The sequence below is a fragment of the Mycetocola sp. CAN_C7 genome, assembly GCF_015752285.1.
GTDB lineage: Bacteria > Actinomycetota > Actinomycetes > Actinomycetales > Microbacteriaceae > Mycetocola_A.
Window position 1 is genome coordinate 154881 of sequence record NZ_JADOUY010000005.1, and the last position, 16621, is coordinate 171501.

Sequence of the window (16621 nt, forward strand, 5' to 3'; positions counted from 1 at the left end):
AGGCCGCTCCCGTGACGGGCCGCGGTCAGTGGCTGGTCAGATAGGCGATGGTCCTCGTGGCGGCGTCACCGTCGCCGTACGGCGTGGCATCGGTCTCAGCCGGGTGCGGTCGCGTCGCAGCGACCGCGATCTCTTCTCCGGTGTTCGCGAGCACGTTCCAGCCGAGTTCGATCGTCTCGACCCACTCCGTCTCCGCTCGCACTGTTGTGCACGGGATGCGCAGCAGGAATGCTTCCTTCTGGAGTCCGCCCGAGTCGGTGATCACTCCTCGGCTGGACACGACGGCCGCGAGGAGGTCAGGGTAGGCGAGAGGAGCGTGGCCGATAAGCGATCCTGATGTGAGATCGATGCCGTGCTCAGCCGCCTTGGCGACGACGCGAGGGTGAGCGAGGAGCACGACGGGGGCCTCGAGCCCTGCGAGCCCATCGACGACCTGCCTGAGCCGGTTCGGGTCGTCGGTGTTCTCGGCTCGATGGATGGTGGCGACGTAGTAACCGCCTGGCTCGAGGTCGAGCTCGTCGACCAGCGCAGATGGCTTGCCGGCGATCTCGTCGCGGATGAGCAGGAGGACGTCGGTCATGACGTCGCCGACGACGACGGTCCGATCCGCGAGGCCCTCGTTCGCGAGGTGGCCCGCCGCCACCGTCGTCGGGGCGAGGAGCACATCTGCCGCGTGATCGGTGAGCACCCGGTTGTGCTCTTCAGGCATCTGGCGATTGAACGAACGCAGTCCTGCTTCGAGGTGCGCGAGTTTGAAGTGCAACTTGACGGCGCTCAGCGCCGCAGCGACCGTGGAGTTCGTGTCACCGTACACGAGCACCCAATCGGGCTGGTGCTCCACGAAGACCGCGTCGAGAGCGGCGAGCATCGCGCCCGTCTGCACGCCGTGCGAGCCGGATCCGATGCCGAGATGGACATCCGGTTGGGGGATGCCGAGATCCTGGAAGAAGACATCGGAGAGCATCGGATCGTAATGCTGGCCAGTGTGCACGATGACGTGATCGACGCCAGCGCGGGCGGCCGCCTTTGCAATAGGGGCAAGCTTCACGAACTGCGGGCGGGCACCGACGACGCTGATTATCTTCACGAGGGAACATCCTAGTTCGTCCGGATTGCGGCGCATCCGGCCCCGCTCGCCCGGTCAGGGAACTGTGGGATCATGGGATTTCGATCACTCGAAGGATAGACGCTCCGTGAAACTCCTCTGGCAGACCCTGAAACAACTGTTGCCGCTACTGCCACCCCGGGCCAGGAACTTCCTCTGGGTCTACGTCATCCTTTCCTCCGCCCTCGCGCTGCTCGACGTTGCGGCGATCGGTCTCCTCGCCCTGTCGATGGCGGCGATGGTCCAGTCCGATCCGGTGAGTCTTCCCCTCGTCGGCACCATCGACCAGTCCGGCTACGTCTGGATCCTCGTGGCCGTGTCAGGACTGATCATCCTCAAATCCGGCCTCAGCGTCCTGCTCCAGTGGCGGGCAACGCGGCGATTCGCCAAGTACGAGCTGGAGATCGGTGACCGGCTCTTCGGTGCATACATCCAGGCTCCGTGGACGGAACGCCTGCAGAGGAACACCTCACAGCTGGTCCGCATGGCCGACGTCGGCATCGCCGCCGTTGTCGCCGGCTTCCTCCTGCCCGTCCTCAGCCTCCCCACCCTCTTCACCACGTCGATCTCGGTTCTCGTCGTCATCGTGATCGCCCAGCCGGTCACGGCTCTCGTCACCGTCGTCTACCTGGGCCTCATCGCCTTCCTTCTCTATTTCTGGGTGTCCAGGAAGTCGGTGGAAGCCGGTCGCGTGAACCGTGACTACTCGTTCAAGGTGGCCAGCCTGATGACAGACATGGTGTCCGCCCTGAAAGAGATCACGCTCCGCAACAAGGCAGGCGAGGTCGCCGGGGTCATCCACTCCAACCGGTTGCACACGACCAGGGCACGCGCGAACCTCAGCTTCCTCGGAGCCGTCCCGAAATTCGTCCTGGAGTCCGCCCTCGTCGGTGGCTTCATTCTCGTCGGTGGTGTCGCATACATCACCGGAGGGATGGCGGGCGCTTTTGCAGCCGTCGCGCTCTTCGCTGTTGCGGGCTTCCGGCTCGTTCCGTCTCTCACCGGTTTTCAGTCGGTGATCACCCAGACCCACTCGAACATCCCGCAGGTCAAGGCAGTGATGGGTGACATCCACAAAGCGGAGGGCTACCTCGAGCGCGGGGAGCGCATCGGTCACGATCCGCTGAAGAGCGAACCGCGACTCCTCGAGCTGAGGAACGTCGAATTCACCTATCCGAACTCCGCCCAGCCGGCCGTACTCGGTATCGACCTGACGATCCCGATGGGGAGCACCGTCGGGCTCGTCGGCTCGTCTGGAGCGGGAAAGTCCACCCTCGTCGACATCCTGCTCGGACTTCTCGTTCCGTCAGGCGGCGACATCCTCATCGACGGCGTTCCGCTCGAAGGTGTGCTTGCCGACTGGCGATCGCGTGTCGGCTACGTTCCTCAGGACGTCGCGCTGTTCGACGGCTCAGTGGCCGAAAACGTCGCCCTGTCCTGGACCGGTGACTTCGACCGCGCCCGGGTGCAGGCCGCATTGGAACGGGCCCAGCTCTGGGATGTCGTGATGTCACGGCCCGGCGGCATGAACGCCAGGGTGGGCGAGCGGGGAATGTCGCTTTCCGGAGGGCAGCGTCAGCGTCTCGGCATCGCCAGGGCGCTCTACAGTGACCCGCTCATTCTCGTACTCGACGAAGCGACGAGCGCGTTGGATACCAAGACCGAATCCGACGTCTCGACGGCGATCAGGGAACTCCGCGGGCAGGTGACCATCATCTCGGTCGCCCACCGACTCTCGACGATCCGCGACAACGATCAGGTCGTCTTCATGCGTGACGGTCGGATCGTCACCAATGGCACCTTCGCCGAGGTCGTCCGGGACGTCGAGGACTTCTCCGTGCAGGCGCGACTCGCCGGTCTCGTCGACTGACGTGGCCAGCGACATCCCGGCACCGGCGACCACCGTTCTCGTCGACGTGATCGTGCCCGTTCACGACGTGACCCGGCCGATCAGACGTGCCGTCGAATCCGTCATCGACGGCACGCCGGACGGCGTCGTCCGCGTGCTCGTGATCTGCCACAACATCCCCGAAGAGGGCATCAGCCGCCAGCTCGACGGATTGATCGGACCGCGCGTCGTCCTCATCCCCTTCAACGACGGCATCCGCAGCCCGGCCGGCCCGTTCAACCACGGGCTGTCCATCGCCGAGGCGCCGTACGTGTCGATCATGGGATCGGACGACTTCCTCGAGCCAGGAGCGATGGCCGCGTGGATCGCTCATCTCAGGGCGAGCGGGCCGGATGCCGCGCTGGTTCCCCTGCGCCACCAGCACGGAGACCTGCTGATGAACCCGCTGACCAGGTGGCGGCGGACCCAGCGTCTCGATCCGGTGAAGGATCGGCTGTTCTACCGCACTGCGCCACTCGGCCTGCTCCGCCTTTCTCTCGTCCGGTCGCTCGGCCTGGAGTTCACGGCGCGAATGCCGGTCGGCAAGGACATGGCCTTCAGCGCCCGGCTGTGGTCGGCCGGAGTACGGATCGACTATCTCAAACGGAGCCCGGCCTACGTCATCGGCGCGGATGCCGTATCGCGGGTGACCACCACGCCACGACCGATCGTCGAGGCGATGGCGGCCGTCCTCGACCTCGTCGGCAGGAACTGGGTGGCGGCCGCTCGCGAGCCACTTCGACGATCGCTCGTGACCAAGCTGCTCCGCATCCACGTACTCGGGGCGGTGATCACGCGCTCCACTGTCGAGGCGTGGAGCGCGGCAGATGTTGGTGATCTCCGCGCGAGCGCCCGCTCGGTGATCGCCGCGGCACCGCCTGCCGTTTCTCCGCTCTCACGGGCCGATCGGTCGCTGCTGGATTCGCTGCTCGACGAGGGGTCGACTGCCGGAGATCTCGTGCTCGCTGGCGAGCGGCACCGGTCGGCATCCCGCCTCGACCAGATCGTCCCGCGCAACCCGGTTCGACTGCTCGACCGCGAATCGAACCTGGTCCGCTTCCTGCTCTATCGGTTCGACCGATGAGATTCACGACGACCAAGCGGGAGGGCGACGCATGAAAGTACCGGCAACCGTCCTCCGCGTGCTGAGCTTTCTCACCAGACGTGTACCCGACCGGGTGCTCGTCGCTGTTCTTCCCGGCCGATTTCGATTCGACGTCGGGGCGGTCCCCGCTCCGACGGTCGCACCCGATGCACCGATCCGGCTCTACGTCGCACCGGTCAACTGGGCCGGGCAGGGGTGGCAGTGGGCCAGGGCGGCCGAGAGATTCGTTCCCGATGTCCGGTCGGTGAGCATGGCGTACCGCCTCGATTCGGACTTCGGCTTCCCCGTGGACGTGTCCGTTCCCGTCGGCGCATTCGTCCTCTCAGGGCGGTGGCAGCGCGAGCAGCGCCGCGCCGTTCTCGGCGGCTTCACCCACGTGCTTCTCGAAGCCGAGCGTCACGTCTTCGGGCGCGTCTACGACCAGACGGTCGTCGAACAGGCCGAGGACATCCAGCGAGCGGGCCTGAGCCTCGCCATGCTGTGCCACGGCAGTGACATCCGCCTGCCGAGCAGGCATGCAGCCGCCCACAGCTGGTCCCCGTTCACCGATGCGCGCTACCCGGACACTGCACTTCTCGAGACCCAGGCTGCTGCCAACCGCCGGGTCCTCGACGCGATCGACGCCCCCGTCTTCGTGTCGACTCCCGATCTGCTCGCCGACGTCCCCGAGGCTGACTGGCTCCCCGTCGTCGTCGACCCGGCCATCTGGAGCACCGACTCCGTCGTGTTCGCGTCGCGAATCCCTCGAGTCGTGCATGCCCCGAGCAAGGGCGTGCTCAAGGGCTCCGACCTCATCGACCCGATTCTCGAGCGGCTCGACGCCGATGGCCTCATCGACTATCGCCGTGTGCAGGGCGTCCCAGCCGACGAGATGCCTGCGATCTACGGAGAAGCCGATATCGTGCTGGATCAGTTCCGGATCGGCTCCTTCGGGGTCGCCGCCTGCGAAGCGATGGCCGCCGGGCGCATCGTCGTCGGTCACGTGACGGCCGAAGCGCGCGAGTACGTGCGGGAGCGAACCGGCCTCGACCTTCCGATCGTCGAAGCGACCCCTGACTCGATCGACGCGGTCATCCGGGACATCTGCGCCCGCCCTGACGCGTACCTGCCGCTCGGGGCCGCCGGGCGCACCTATGTCGACACCGTGCACGACGGTCGTTTCTCCGCCGGCGTCCTCCAGCCCTTCCTCTCTCACTGACCAGCACGACCTCCGACACCGAAGGCACCGATGAGCCCCGTACCGAAGCTTCTGATCCTCTCGTTCTCGCCGATCGCAGGTGACGCCCGCGTTCTCAAGCAGGTCCGGCACTTCGTCGAACGGTACGAGGTCACGACCTGCGGGTACGGGGAAGCACCGGACGGTGTCGCTCGGCACATCAGAATCCCGGATGACAAACCGCAGAACGACTTCTTCCCCCCGACTCTCGCCCTGCGCGTGTTCGCCTCGACCTACTGGCGCACAAGCGCTGTTGCGTGGTGCAGGGACAACCTCGGGCCGGGTGAGTGGGATGTGATCCTTGCCAACGATGTGGAGACGGTCCCGCTCGCGTTGACGCTGAGCGCGCCGCACGGTGTCCATGCCGACCTGCACGAGTACTCGCCGAAGCTCCGGACCGAGAATCCCAAATGGATGAGGTGGCTGTCACCGTACTATCGCTGGCTGTGCCGGCGACACGTCAGCAGGGCCAGCTCGTGGACGACGGTGGGTCAGGGACTCGCCACGCAGTACCAGCAGGATTTCGGTTTCCTCCCCGGTGTGGTGACCAACGCCGCACCGTACTGGGAACTTCCGGCGGCCGAGGTCGCGACGCCGTTGCGTCTCGTGCACAGCGGTGCCGGTCTCCGCAACCGCAAACTCGACATCATGCTCGAAGCACTCGCGTTGACCAGGAACGAGTTCACGCTCGACCTGTACCTGACCGCCAACGATCCGCCGTACATCGAGGAGCTGCGGTCGCGGGCAGCGGAGCTCGGCGGCATCACGGTGCACGATGCAGTCCCGTACGACGAACTCATCCAGACCCTCAACCGGTTCGATGTCGGAGTCTTCGTGCTTCCTCCGGTGAACTTCAGCTACCGCTGGGCGCTGCCCAATAAAATCTTCGATTTCATTCAGGCGAGACTGGCGATCGTCGTCGGACCCTCTCCGGAGATGGCGTCGATCGTCTCGAAGCATGCTCTCGGTCTCGTCGCCGACGATTTCACCGCTGCGTCGCTGGCCGACGCTCTCGACGCTCTCACGGTCGAATCGGTTGCGATGTTCAAGGCGGCCTCAGCCGTGACCGCAGGCGACCTCAACGCTGACAGTCAGGTCGCCATCTGGGATCGGGCCATCGCCGATCTTCTGGGCTCGCCGCCCGTCGACTAGGAATCGCGGTCAGCCCGCCCGTCGCCTGGCGTCGTGACGTCGGAAACGGATGCCGCCAGCTGCGTGCGGCGTTCCAGCCGCCGATCCCACCAGGAGCGGAGGAAACGCTCACACGGCCGCTCCACCAGGTAATGCAGCGCGGCGGCCGCTGCCACGGTCACGATGAGGAGCCCGACGTACCAGAGCAGGTTGCTCCACCCCTTCGGCTGCACTCCTACGACGGCCAGCAGGGCGTAGATGACCGTGGCATGAACGAGGTAGAACGCATACGACCATTCGCCGAGCAGTACGAACGGCCGCCAGCGCATGATCGACCGCTTTCCAGTGAGGTCGCTCCAGGCGACGGCCGCGATCGTGATGGCGCAGGCGACGATGATCCACTCGTTCGCGGTCAGACGGAAGAAGTCGACGATCGGGGTTCCGGACCACCGAAGAGAAATCACCAGCCAGGCGATCAGCGCGCCGGCGCCGAGATAACACCAGACCGGAGCGATTCGGACCTTCCAGCCCGAGAGCATCGCCTGCGCGATTCCTATACCGATGACGAACTCGCTGAGTCTCACGACCGGTAGTGGGGCATCTGCGAGCCACGATCCGGGAAACAGGACCACCCCGAAGCGGTACAGGAACGCGGCGGCGATCACCGCACCGACCAGGAGGAGCGAGCCCCTCACCCGCAGCTTGCCGAATATCCGGTTGATCACCGGGTGCAGAGCGTAGAAGAACGCTTCGCAGGTGAGGGTCCAGGCTGCGGGGTTGCCCGAGAACAGGATCACCGGGTCACGCGACCAGCCCTGCAGCAGTACGAAGGAGAGCGCGAGGATGCCCACATTCACCGGCTTCACCCACCAGTCTTCCGCTGCGGGCGAGAAGCTGTAGAACACGGGGATGGCGAGCAGCAGTGCGATGAAGTGAGACGGGTAGATCCGGGCGAATCTCCGCCAGTAGAAGGTCGATACGGCCGTGCCCGGGCGTGCTGACCAGGTCAGGACGAACCCGGACAGGACGAAGAAAAAGGTGACGCCGTACGATCCGAAACTCAGGGCGTACGAGCCCGGGAGCGGGGCGATGTTGGTCATGTGGTGTGCGAAGACAGCAAATGCTGCCCACCACCGGAGACCGGTCAGGGAATCGAGCCGAGGCGGACGCACGACAGTTGCGCTTGAGGGCGCGGGCGACGGCCTCTGCGCTGTCTGCCGTTCACCCGTCACGGGAAGCCATTGTAAGCGGTGAACCTGCGGCGCTCGTCCGTGCCGATCGCTTCCAGCAATGTCTGCGTCGGCGGATAATGGGAGGGATGACGTCCTCGGTGGTTTCTCTGCTCGCAACGGCCAGAGCCGACTGGTCCCGCCGAGTGCGGAGATTCGTCGGTGCTGTGCTCGAACGGGTACCCGAAAAGCTGGAGATGCGACTCAACCCGGCGAAGTTTGGATTCCGGGAGACGGACATCCCCGCTCCTCCGACAGCGGGGCATCGCGGCATCCGTCTCTACATCGCCCCCGTGAATTTCGCCGGTCAGGGCCATTCCTGGGCCAGGGCGGCCGAACGGTTGCCTGGGGTGACCGCCGTCAGCATGCAGTACTCGTCCAAGAAAACGTATGGCTTCCCGGTCGACAACGCGGTGCCCGTCGAGGTGTTCTCCCGGTCGCGTCGCTGGCAGACCGCGCAGCATTCCGCGGTGACTCGAGGGTTCACGCACGTGCTCATCGAAGCTGAGCGGAGTATCTTCGGAGCGCTCTTTGACGCTTCACTCCCGCGCGAGATCGCCGACCTTCGGCGCCGAGGCCTGACCGTCGCTCTGGTGTCCCATGGCAGCGACCTGCGCCTGCCGAGCCTGCATCGCGAGCGCGACGAGTGGTCGCCGTTCCGTGACACATCGTGGAGTCTTGTCACCGAGCTCGAGGACCAGGCTGTCCGCAACCGGGCGATCCTCGACACGGTCGGTGTTCCTGTCTTCCTCTCGACGCCTGATCTTCTCAGGGACTATCCGACGGGTCGATGGCTGCCTGTCGTGATCGATTGCGCACGGTGGGCTGAAGAAACGGCTGCGCTGAATCGCAGCCGACCCGTCGTCACTCACGTCCCGAGCAGTCCCAGGCTGAAGGGCTCCGACCTCATCGATCCCGTCCTCCGCGACCTGCATGACTCCGGCGTCATCGAGTACCGACGGTACGACGGTGTGCCCGCAACGCTGATGCCTTCGATCTACGGCTCGGCCGATATCGTGCTCGACCAGTTCCGGCTCGGAATCTACGGAGTCGCCGCTTGCGAGGCGCTCGCGGCCGGACGGCTGGTCATCGGTCACGTCGACGGATACTCCAGGGATCACGTGCGCGAGTTCACCGGTCGGGGACTCCCCATCGTCGAAGCGACGCCGGCGACTCTGGCCGAGGTTCTTCTCGACGTCGTCGCGCGGCCTGCGCCGTACCGCGAGATCGCCCGCGAAGGAATCGACTTCGTGCGGCAGGTCCATGACGGCCGGGCATCCGCCGAGGCGCTGAGATCGTTTCTCACCCCATCCCGAGGTTGAAATGCACTAAACCGGCTTCGGCCGAGCTGCGGAGTCGTCGTGGGGCCGCGCGCTGCGCCTACCCCCTGGCGGGACGAAAAGCACGCGGAGCGGGCCTCTGAGTGCACCGTCGTAGAGAACCATGCTCGCCCAGACCAGCGCTGCGGTGAGAACGGGAACGAAGAGGAAGTTGAGGACCGACGAGTCGGTCGGCAGCCGAAGCGGGTTGCCCGCTACCTGGCTGAGCGCGACGATCGAGTAGACGATGAGCGGATGCAGGAGATAGATCGGCAGGGTCCTGCGGGCGATGTAGCCGCTCACAGCGGCGATGCGGGGGCTTGCCGACAGCACGACGGCAAGCTGAACCGCGCTGAGAAGTCCGCACACATTCAGCCCGATGGTCCAGGGCAGGTCCCGGTTGTCTGCGACGTAATAGAAGTAGGCCATCAGGGCGTAGCTTCCCGCCGCCAGGGGGAGCAGCGGGAACCAGGGGAGCGCAGCCACCCGGTTCACCAGTGTCCGGCCAAAGCAGCCGAGAAGGAACCAAAGTGCGAAACTGCACCACCGCCCGATGTTGGTGGCGAGGCCGTCTGGCAGGAACTCCGTCAGAAGCGGCTGGGTCAGCGGAATCACTAGCCACGCGAGGAACGCGACGAAAAGCAAGGCAGGGCTCACGCTCCTGAAGACCCTGGCGAGCGTGAAGAAGACGACGAGGGAGGGGAGGAACCAGTAGGCATCCCCACCCTGCACGATCGTGGCGAGGCTGGTGGCCGTGGTCGGCCACCAGTTCTCCGGGCTGACGGCGCAGCCGAACACGACGCTGAACGCAACAGACCAGAGCAGGTACGGCCAGAGCAGATTCGCATACCGGGACCGGAACAGCGTCGGCCACGGGCGCTGCACAGCTGATGCGGCGAGAACGCCGGACATCAGGAAGAACAGGGGCATGCGCACAGGAATGAGGAACGTGCTGAGCGCCTTCCATGCTCGCAACCAGACATCGTCGGCGCCCGGCAGCAAAAACGCCACGGCGGCACCGGCGACGTGGAAGACGACGACGAGGATGATGGCGCCTGCTTTGGCGACATCCACCCAGGACAGCCGACTCGACTGTTCTGTCGACGGTCCGGACGCCGGAATCGGCGAGGACGCAACTGGTACTTCTCTGCCCCGGTCGGCCATGCCAGCTCCGCTCGTCGAATGGTGGCGATCATCGGCGCGGAGACCGGCCCACCGGCCGATTCGAGAGCGCAGACGCCTGCCGCTGGCCCAGAGTAGCGGATGCTCCGATTCCGGCGGCGCTGCCGTGCCGCCCGACGTGGCAAGTCAGGCCGCCACGCATGCACGAAGCCCCTGCCGCCGACTCCTGACGCTGGGTTCATGGTGCTAGCGTCGACGGGTGAGTCCAGATCCCGATGTCGATGTGATCATCCCCGTTCATGACCCGCGACGTCCGATCGCGAGGGCCGTCCGGTCGGTCCTCGACCACAACGCGCGAGCACTGCGGGTGTCGGTCGTCTGCCACAACACCTCTGCCGACCTCATCAGCTCCCTGATCGCGGCGCATGCCGGTGATCCGCGCCTGCGGATCCTCGAGCTCCAGGACGGTATCCGCAGCCCGACCGGTCCATTCAACCTGGGTCTCGATGAGGCCACGGCTCGATTCACCTCTGTGATGGGGTCTGACGACGAACTCGAACCGGGTGCAGTGGATTCGTGGCTCGCTCGCGCCGACCGTGACGACGCTGCGGCCGTCATACCGCGCCTTCGACTCGTCGGCGGTCGCGACGTTCCGACGCCACCGGTGCGACCGGGCCGGGTCTCGGCTCTCGACGCTGTGCGGGACCGGCTCTCGTACAGGAGTGCGCCCCTCGGGCTGGTGTCGACCGAGCATTTCGGCGCAGAACGATTCGTGCCGGGAGTCGGGTCGGGGGAGGATGTCGCCTACGTCACCGCGGTCTGGTTCTCCGGTCACCGCATCAGTTTCGATCGCAGCGGACCCGCCTACCTGGTGCACGACGACGCCGGTGACCGGGTGACGATGGGACTGAAGTCCGTTGCAGCAGACGTTGCGTTCCTGCGACTGCTCGTCGACGATCCCCGCTTCACGGGCCTGGACCACGACCAGACACTCGCGCTCGTTCTCAAGCTGTTGAGGATCCACATCTTCGGAATCGTGAACAACCGAATGGACACCGCACGCTGGAGCGACGAGGACCGGCGTGACCTCCGCGATATGACGGCGCGACTGATCGCGATCGCTCCCCTCGCGCCATACATCCTGTCGCGCTCCGACAACCTCGTCCTCGACGCCATCGATGATCTGGAGGTCCCGGTCAGGCTGCTGATCGAACGGGCGCGCCTGCGTCGTCGGTTTCTTCGGCCGGGTTCGCTCGTCTCCCGGAACGCCCTTCTCTCGCTGGCCAGGGAGGCGCCGGTGCGGATGATCGCGGCGTCGGCTGGAGTTCGCGGACTGCGGTAGAGCCGGTCGCCTGGCCGGCGACGCCCCGAGTGGGGGTCGTGCTAGTCTCCGCTGTGAGCGACGAGGGGCGCGGTATGACACTGATGAGCGAAGACGGATCGAAACCGACCGCGGAACACCACCGACGGCACAGTCGCGGCGTCGTGACGGCCACGCTGGCCGTTCTCGCCGCCGCCGCCCTGGTCATCGCGCCGCTGACAACGAGCATCGAGACGGCGAGCGGAGTCGCAAAAACGGCGGCCAATCCGACGATCAGCCGGATCGGCGGGACCGAACGGACGTCGAGCGCGATCGCCGTCTCGAAGTCCGCGTACCCGAACGGCGCCCCAGTCGTCTATCTCGGGTCGTCCGTGCAGTTCGCCGACAACTTCGCCGCAGGACCCGTTGCGGCGGCGGCTGACGCCCCCCTTCTCCTGTCGACTCCTACGTCGATTTCGACGCCGACCGTCACCGAAATCCGCCGTCTCGGCGCTCAGAAAATCGTTGTCGTCGGTGACGCATCCGAGATCAGTGACGCCGTGGTGAACGCCCTCCGATCGAAGGTCGCGCCGGACGTGAGCAGGATCGGCATCGGATCCACGTCTGCTGAGTCCGCCAGAAACATCGTGGCCAGCGGATTCCCGACGGCGGCCACCGCATTGATCGTCTCCCGTCAGGGCTGGTCGGGCGTCATCTCAGCGATGGCTGCCGCGGCGCAGCTGTCTTCACCCGTCATCCCCGTCGATGGCACGGCTGCCACCCTCGATCAGGCGACGAAGGATCACCTGTCGACGCTGGGCGTTACTCGCGCCGTGATCGTCGGCGGCACCTCTGCGGTCTCTTCCGGCGTTGAAACAGCCATGCGCACTGTCGTTCCGACCGTCGAGCGGGCGGCAGGCGCTGACCAATACGCCGTCTCCATCAGTCTGAACAAGCTGCTCTTCCCCGCCGCGAGCAGGGCGTATCTCGCCAGCGGCTACGACTACTCCGAAGCGCTGGGCGTCGCCTCCCTCGCTGCCGTGCGTCCTGGCCCGGTGTTCATGGCTCAGCCGACGTGTGTTCCAGACGTCGTCCGCGCCGAGATCGTGCAGCGCACCGCCCTCACCGCCGTCGCCCTGGTCGGAAGCACGAAGACACTGGGCACGGGTCCAGCCGGACTTGTGGCGTGTTCGACCGCGAACACGCAGACCAAGGCAGCTTCCGAAAAAGCTCTCGTCAACAAGCTCAACGCGGCCATGCCCGGCCTTCCTGGCGCATACAACGTGTCGGCGTTCGAAGCCGGTGGACTGAAGCGTGCCGTCAGTGTGCGCGGCGGCACAGCGGCGGAGCCGGCGAGCAGCATCAAGTTGTTCGCTGCGTACGCCGCCATGAAACGGATCGACCAGGGCAGGCTGTACTACTCCACAAAATTGTCGTCCGGCTATACGCTCGCCCAGTGTCTGCGGGCCATGATCCACATTTCCGACAACTACTGCCACAGCGACATCATCAAGCTCATCGGCGCGAACACGATGAACGCTATCTTCGCCTCCGAGGGATACACCGCGACCCACTATGCAGGCACGTGGAAGGGGAAGTACTACTCGTACAAGACGAGCAGTACGAACGATCTCACCACGCTGCTTCTGCGCCTCAACTCCGGGACGCTACTGAGCAAAGCCAGTTCCGATTTCATGCTCAAGCTCATGAAGGAACAATTCTGGAAGTCACGCATCGGTTCGGCGATCCCGTCTGGCGTCGGCATCGCGACGAAACCGGGCGAACTCTGGGTCTCGTCCGGGATGACGCAGATCGACGCCGGGCTCGTCTATTCGCCCGCCGGAACCTATTCCGTGGTGATCATGGGCTACAAGGGCGCAACCAAGGCAGGGGTGGCCCGACTCGCGCGCGTCGTCTACGAGCACTTCAACGGGGTGATCGGTAAGGTCGCCACCTATCCAATCCAGCAACTCACCGCGACGGCGACGACCGCTGTCCGCTCGTCAGCCGGCGGGGCCGCGATGTTCACGATCGCGGCGGGAACGCACGTCGAAGCACTCGACAGCGTGCGGCTCTGGTACCGCGTGATCGCCAACGGGCGTACCGGATACGTGTCGAGCTCGTACCTCGCTAACCGGTACTGATCGCGAAGAGCCATAGGATTGAGTCCATGCGTATTGCGGTAGTAGCCCTCGGAAAAATCGGTCTTCCCCTCGCGGTCCAGTTCGCGGACGCCGGACACGACGTCATCGGAGTCGACGTCAACCCGGCAGCGGTCGACCTCGTCAACGCGGGGGTCGAACCCTTCCCGGGGGAGGCGCAACTGCAGGAGAAGCTCAGTGAACTCGTTCCCGCCGGCCGTCTCCGCGCGACAACGAACTACGCCGAAGCGATCCCGGGAGCAGACGCCGTCGTCCTCGTCGTTCCGCTCTTCGTCAACGACGAGACCTGGGCGCCGGATTTCGCCTGGATGGATGCCGCGACGCGGTCGCTCGCCGAGCACCTCACTCCTGGCACGCTGGTCTCCTACGAGACGACGCTGCCGGTCGGAACGACCCGCACGCGCTGGAAGCCCATGCTCGAAGAGGGTTCAGGCCTTGTCGAAGGGACCGACTTCCACCTCGTCTTCTCGCCGGAACGTGTGCTGACCGGTCGCGTCTTCGCCGACCTCAAGAAGTACCCGAAGCTCATCGGTGGTCTCAGCCCCGAAGGTGCAGCTCGCGCAACGGAGTTCTACAACGCCGTGCTCACCTTCGACGAGCGCGCCGACCTGCCGCGTCCGAACGGCGTGTGGGACCTCGGATCTGCCGAAGCCGCCGAGATGGCGAAACTCGCCGAAACCACGTACCGTGACGTCAACATCGGCCTCGCCAACCAGTTCGCCATCTTCGCCGACCAGGTCGGAATCGACGTCTATTCGGTCATCGACGCGTGCAACTCCCAGCCATACAGCCACATCCACCGGCCGGGAATCGCCGTCGGTGGCCACTGCATCCCGGTCTACCCGCGCCTGTACCTCTCCACCGATCAGGATGCCGAAATCGTTCGCACCGCTCGCACGCTGAACGCCTCCATGCCCGAACGTGTGGTCGACCAGGCCGCCAGCGTCCTCGGTGACCTCACCGGCCTGCGCGCCGTCGTGCTCGGTGCCGCCTACCGTGGCGGAGTCAAGGAGACGGCGTTCTCCGGGGTCTTCCCGACCGTCGACGCTCTCACCTCCCGTGGAGCGCACGTGCTCGTTCACGACCCGATGTACACCGACGAGGAACTGACCCGCTTCGGCTTCACCCCGTACACGCTCGGAGAGCCGACCGACCTCGCGATCGTGCAGGCCGACCACGCCGAGTACACAAGCCTCACGGCATCCGACCTTCCCGGCATCCGTCTGCTCGTCGACGGCCGCAACTGCACCTCCCCCGAGTCGTGGGTGGGAACACCGCGGCTCGTCATCGGCGCCGGCGGCGCACGCTAGAGAACGGACGGACCGGCCATGACCCGCACCCGAGCACTGTCCGTCGCCAGCATCGTGCTGCTCGCCGGGCTGGCAGTCACGGCGTGTTCGAGCCCTGAGCCCGCCCCATCGAGGACATCGGAGATCCCGCGCGGCGGCTCGACGACGCCGAGCCCGAGCGAAACTCCCAGCGCTCCACCGGCAACCTCGGCTCCAGCCGACTGGACCCCCGAAGCGCTCACCACTGTGTGCGTGGACTTCCAGGCCGAGTGGGCGGCAGACAACGGGTACGCGGCCGACGACTTCACCTGGACCGTTCCCGGGACGACGCAGCAAAACGGCGGCCTCTGGTACGTGTACCTCGCCGGAACCTTCACGCCGCCGGGGGAATCCGCCGTACCAGCGGAGTTCTCCTGCGCGATCTCGGGAACGCCTGACGCCCCCGTCATCGAGGAATCACCTGGCGAGTAGCACCGGCACCACACACCAACCCAGCGCTTCGATTGTTAGGCTGGGGCTTTGACCGTGCGCCAGCAGCGCCGATCCGCTCAGGAGCAGCCCGTGAATGCAGACCTCGTTATCGTCGGATCGGGCTTCTTCGGCCTCACCATCGCCGAGCGTGCCGCCGAACTCGGGCGGAAGGTCGTCGTCATCGACCGCCGCAATCATATCGGCGGCAACGCGTACAGCTCGGCTGAACCTGAGACCGGGATCGAGGTGCACAACTACGGTGCCCACCTCTTCCACACGTCGAATCCGACGGTCTGGGAGTACGTCAACCGGTTCACGGACTTCACCAACTACCAGCACAAGGTGTACACGAACCACAAGGGCGTCGTCTTTCCGCTCCCGGTGAACCTCGGCACGATCAACCAGTTCTTCTCTGCCGCATATTCGCCTGGGGAAGCGCGCGAACTGATTGCAGGGCAGGCAGCCGAGTTCGATTCGAAGACCGCAGCGAACCTCGAGGAAAAGGGCATCTCGCTGATCGGACGCCCGCTGTACGAGGCGTTCATTCGGGATTACACGGCCAAGCAGTGGCAGACAGACCCCCGGGATCTGCCCGCCGAAGTCATCTCCCGCCTCCCTGTGCGGTACAACTACGACAACCGGTACTTCAACGACACCTGGGAGGGCCTGCCGGTCGACGGCTACACCGCCTGGATCGAGCGGATGGCCGACCACCCGAACATCGAAGTGAGGCTCGACACCGACTTCTTCGACACCTCGCAGCCGGTGAACAAGGCGGCGGTCGTCGGACAGGTCCCCGTGGTCTATACCGGTCCCGTCGACCGTTACTTCGACTACTCAGCGGGCGAGTTGTCGTGGCGCACCCTCGACTTCGAACAGGAAGTCCTCCCGGTCGGCGACTATCAGGGCACCACAGTGATGAACTACGCCGACGCCGAGGTTCCGTATACCCGGATCCACGAGTTCAGGCATTTCCACCCGGAACGGGCACACTATCCGACGGACAAGACGGTCATCATGCGTGAGTTCTCGCGTTTCGCGACGCGCGACGATGAGCCGTATTACCCCGTGAACACGGCAGACGACCGCGCCGGCCTGCTCGCCTACCGTGAGCTGCAGGCGGGGGAGAAGGATGTCTACTTCGGCGGACGTCTCGGCACCTACCAGTACCTCGACATGCACATGGCCATCGGCGCCGCCCTGTCGATGTGGAGCAACAAACTCTCACCTGCCCTCGGCGGCGAATAACAGCGCCGACAACGAACGAACCCTGCCAGGCACCGA

The 16621-nt window shown here is 65.5% G+C and carries 13 protein-coding genes; 10 read left to right on the top strand and 3 right to left on the bottom strand.

The genetic code is table 11. The features are described from left to right. Window positions 1–25 precede the first annotated feature (25 nt). Window positions 26–1087, bottom strand: coding sequence for a non-hydrolyzing UDP-N-acetylglucosamine 2-epimerase (wecB, locus tag IWX78_RS12555; protein ID WP_196833878.1), 1062 nt, complete (start codon window positions 1085–1087; stop codon window positions 26–28). 106 nt (window positions 1088–1193) lie between these two features. Here wecB and IWX78_RS12560 point away from each other — a divergent pair, with 106 nt between their 5' ends. The 4 genes from IWX78_RS12560 to IWX78_RS12575 are packed head-to-tail and all read left to right on the top strand — an operon-like array spanning window position 1194 to window position 6466. Further along, window positions 1194–2975 (top strand): ABC transporter ATP-binding protein, encoded by a 1782-nt coding sequence (locus IWX78_RS12560; RefSeq protein WP_196833879.1) that lies wholly within the window; start codon window positions 1194–1196, stop codon window positions 2973–2975. A gap of 1 nt (window position 2976) precedes the next feature. Continuing rightward, window positions 2977–4077: a glycosyltransferase gene (locus IWX78_RS12565; RefSeq protein ID WP_196833880.1), complete on the top strand. Its 1101-nt coding sequence runs from the start codon at window positions 2977–2979 to the stop codon at window positions 4075–4077. Between the two features lie 31 nt (window positions 4078–4108). Further along, window positions 4109–5296, top strand: a complete 1188-nt coding sequence (locus IWX78_RS12570; protein ID WP_196833881.1) for a glycosyltransferase — start codon at window positions 4109–4111, stop codon at window positions 5294–5296. A 30-nt stretch (window positions 5297–5326) separates the two neighbouring features. After that, on the top strand, window positions 5327–6466 hold the full coding sequence (locus IWX78_RS12575) for a glycosyltransferase (protein ID WP_196833882.1): 1140 nt from the start codon (window positions 5327–5329) through the stop codon (window positions 6464–6466). Here the strand turns inward: IWX78_RS12575 and IWX78_RS12580 are convergent. After that, on the bottom strand, window positions 6463–7617 hold the full coding sequence (locus IWX78_RS12580) for an acyltransferase family protein (RefSeq protein ID WP_196833883.1): 1155 nt from the start codon (window positions 7615–7617) through the stop codon (window positions 6463–6465). The two genes, IWX78_RS12575 and IWX78_RS12580, sit on opposite strands and share 4 nt — an antisense overlap. A gap of 146 nt (window positions 7618–7763) precedes the next feature. On the opposite strand from IWX78_RS12580, the gene IWX78_RS12585 reads away from it, so the two are divergent. Next, window positions 7764–8996, top strand: coding sequence for a glycosyltransferase (locus IWX78_RS12585; protein ID WP_196833884.1), 1233 nt, complete (start codon window positions 7764–7766; stop codon window positions 8994–8996). Window positions 8997–9002: 6 nt separating this feature from the next. Here the strand turns inward: IWX78_RS12585 and IWX78_RS12590 are convergent, their stop codons facing one another. Then, window positions 9003–10067, bottom strand: coding sequence for an acyltransferase family protein (locus tag IWX78_RS12590; protein ID WP_196833885.1), 1065 nt, complete (start codon window positions 10065–10067; stop codon window positions 9003–9005). Window positions 10068–10374: 307 nt separating this feature from the next. Between IWX78_RS12590 and IWX78_RS12595 the strand changes: the two genes are divergently transcribed. From IWX78_RS12595 to glf, 5 genes are all read left to right on the top strand, one after another. Continuing rightward, the gene (locus IWX78_RS12595) at window positions 10375–11457 is read left to right on the top strand and encodes a glycosyltransferase family 2 protein (RefSeq protein ID WP_196833886.1); all 1083 of its coding nucleotides are present in this window, start codon (window positions 10375–10377) and stop codon (window positions 11455–11457) included. 74 nt (window positions 11458–11531) lie between these two features. Further along, window positions 11532–13559 (top strand): serine hydrolase, encoded by a 2028-nt coding sequence (locus IWX78_RS12600; RefSeq protein WP_196833887.1) that lies wholly within the window; start codon window positions 11532–11534, stop codon window positions 13557–13559. A gap of 26 nt (window positions 13560–13585) precedes the next feature. After that, complete coding sequence (locus IWX78_RS12605) at window positions 13586–14887, top strand: nucleotide sugar dehydrogenase (protein ID WP_196833888.1); 1302 nt, start codon at window positions 13586–13588, stop codon at window positions 14885–14887. A gap of 18 nt (window positions 14888–14905) precedes the next feature. Then, window positions 14906–15337: a hypothetical protein gene (locus IWX78_RS12610; RefSeq protein ID WP_196833889.1), complete on the top strand. Its 432-nt coding sequence runs from the start codon at window positions 14906–14908 to the stop codon at window positions 15335–15337. Between the two features lie 90 nt (window positions 15338–15427). Next, window positions 15428–16585, top strand: a complete 1158-nt coding sequence (gene glf / locus IWX78_RS12615) for a UDP-galactopyranose mutase (protein WP_196833890.1) — start codon at window positions 15428–15430, stop codon at window positions 16583–16585. Window positions 16586–16621 lie beyond the last annotated feature (36 nt).

What these genes read in the sequence shown, in the direction of transcription:
- IWX78_RS12575 (WP_196833882.1), top strand. Translation starts at nt 5,327, where the DNA reads ATGAGCCCCGTACCGAAGCTTCTGATCCTCTCGTTCTCGCCGATCGCA.
- IWX78_RS12610 (WP_196833889.1), top strand. Translation starts at nt 14,906, where the DNA reads ATGACCCGCACCCGAGCACTGTCCGTCGCCAGCATCGTGCTGCTCGCC.
- IWX78_RS12605 (WP_196833888.1), top strand. Translation starts at nt 13,586, where the DNA reads ATGCGTATTGCGGTAGTAGCCCTCGGAAAAATCGGTCTTCCCCTCGCG.
- IWX78_RS12570 (WP_196833881.1), top strand. Translation starts at nt 4,109, where the DNA reads ATGAAAGTACCGGCAACCGTCCTCCGCGTGCTGAGCTTTCTCACCAGA.
- IWX78_RS12600 (WP_196833887.1), top strand. Translation starts at nt 11,532, where the DNA reads ATGACACTGATGAGCGAAGACGGATCGAAACCGACCGCGGAACACCAC.
- IWX78_RS12585 (WP_196833884.1), top strand. Translation starts at nt 7,764, where the DNA reads ATGACGTCCTCGGTGGTTTCTCTGCTCGCAACGGCCAGAGCCGACTGG.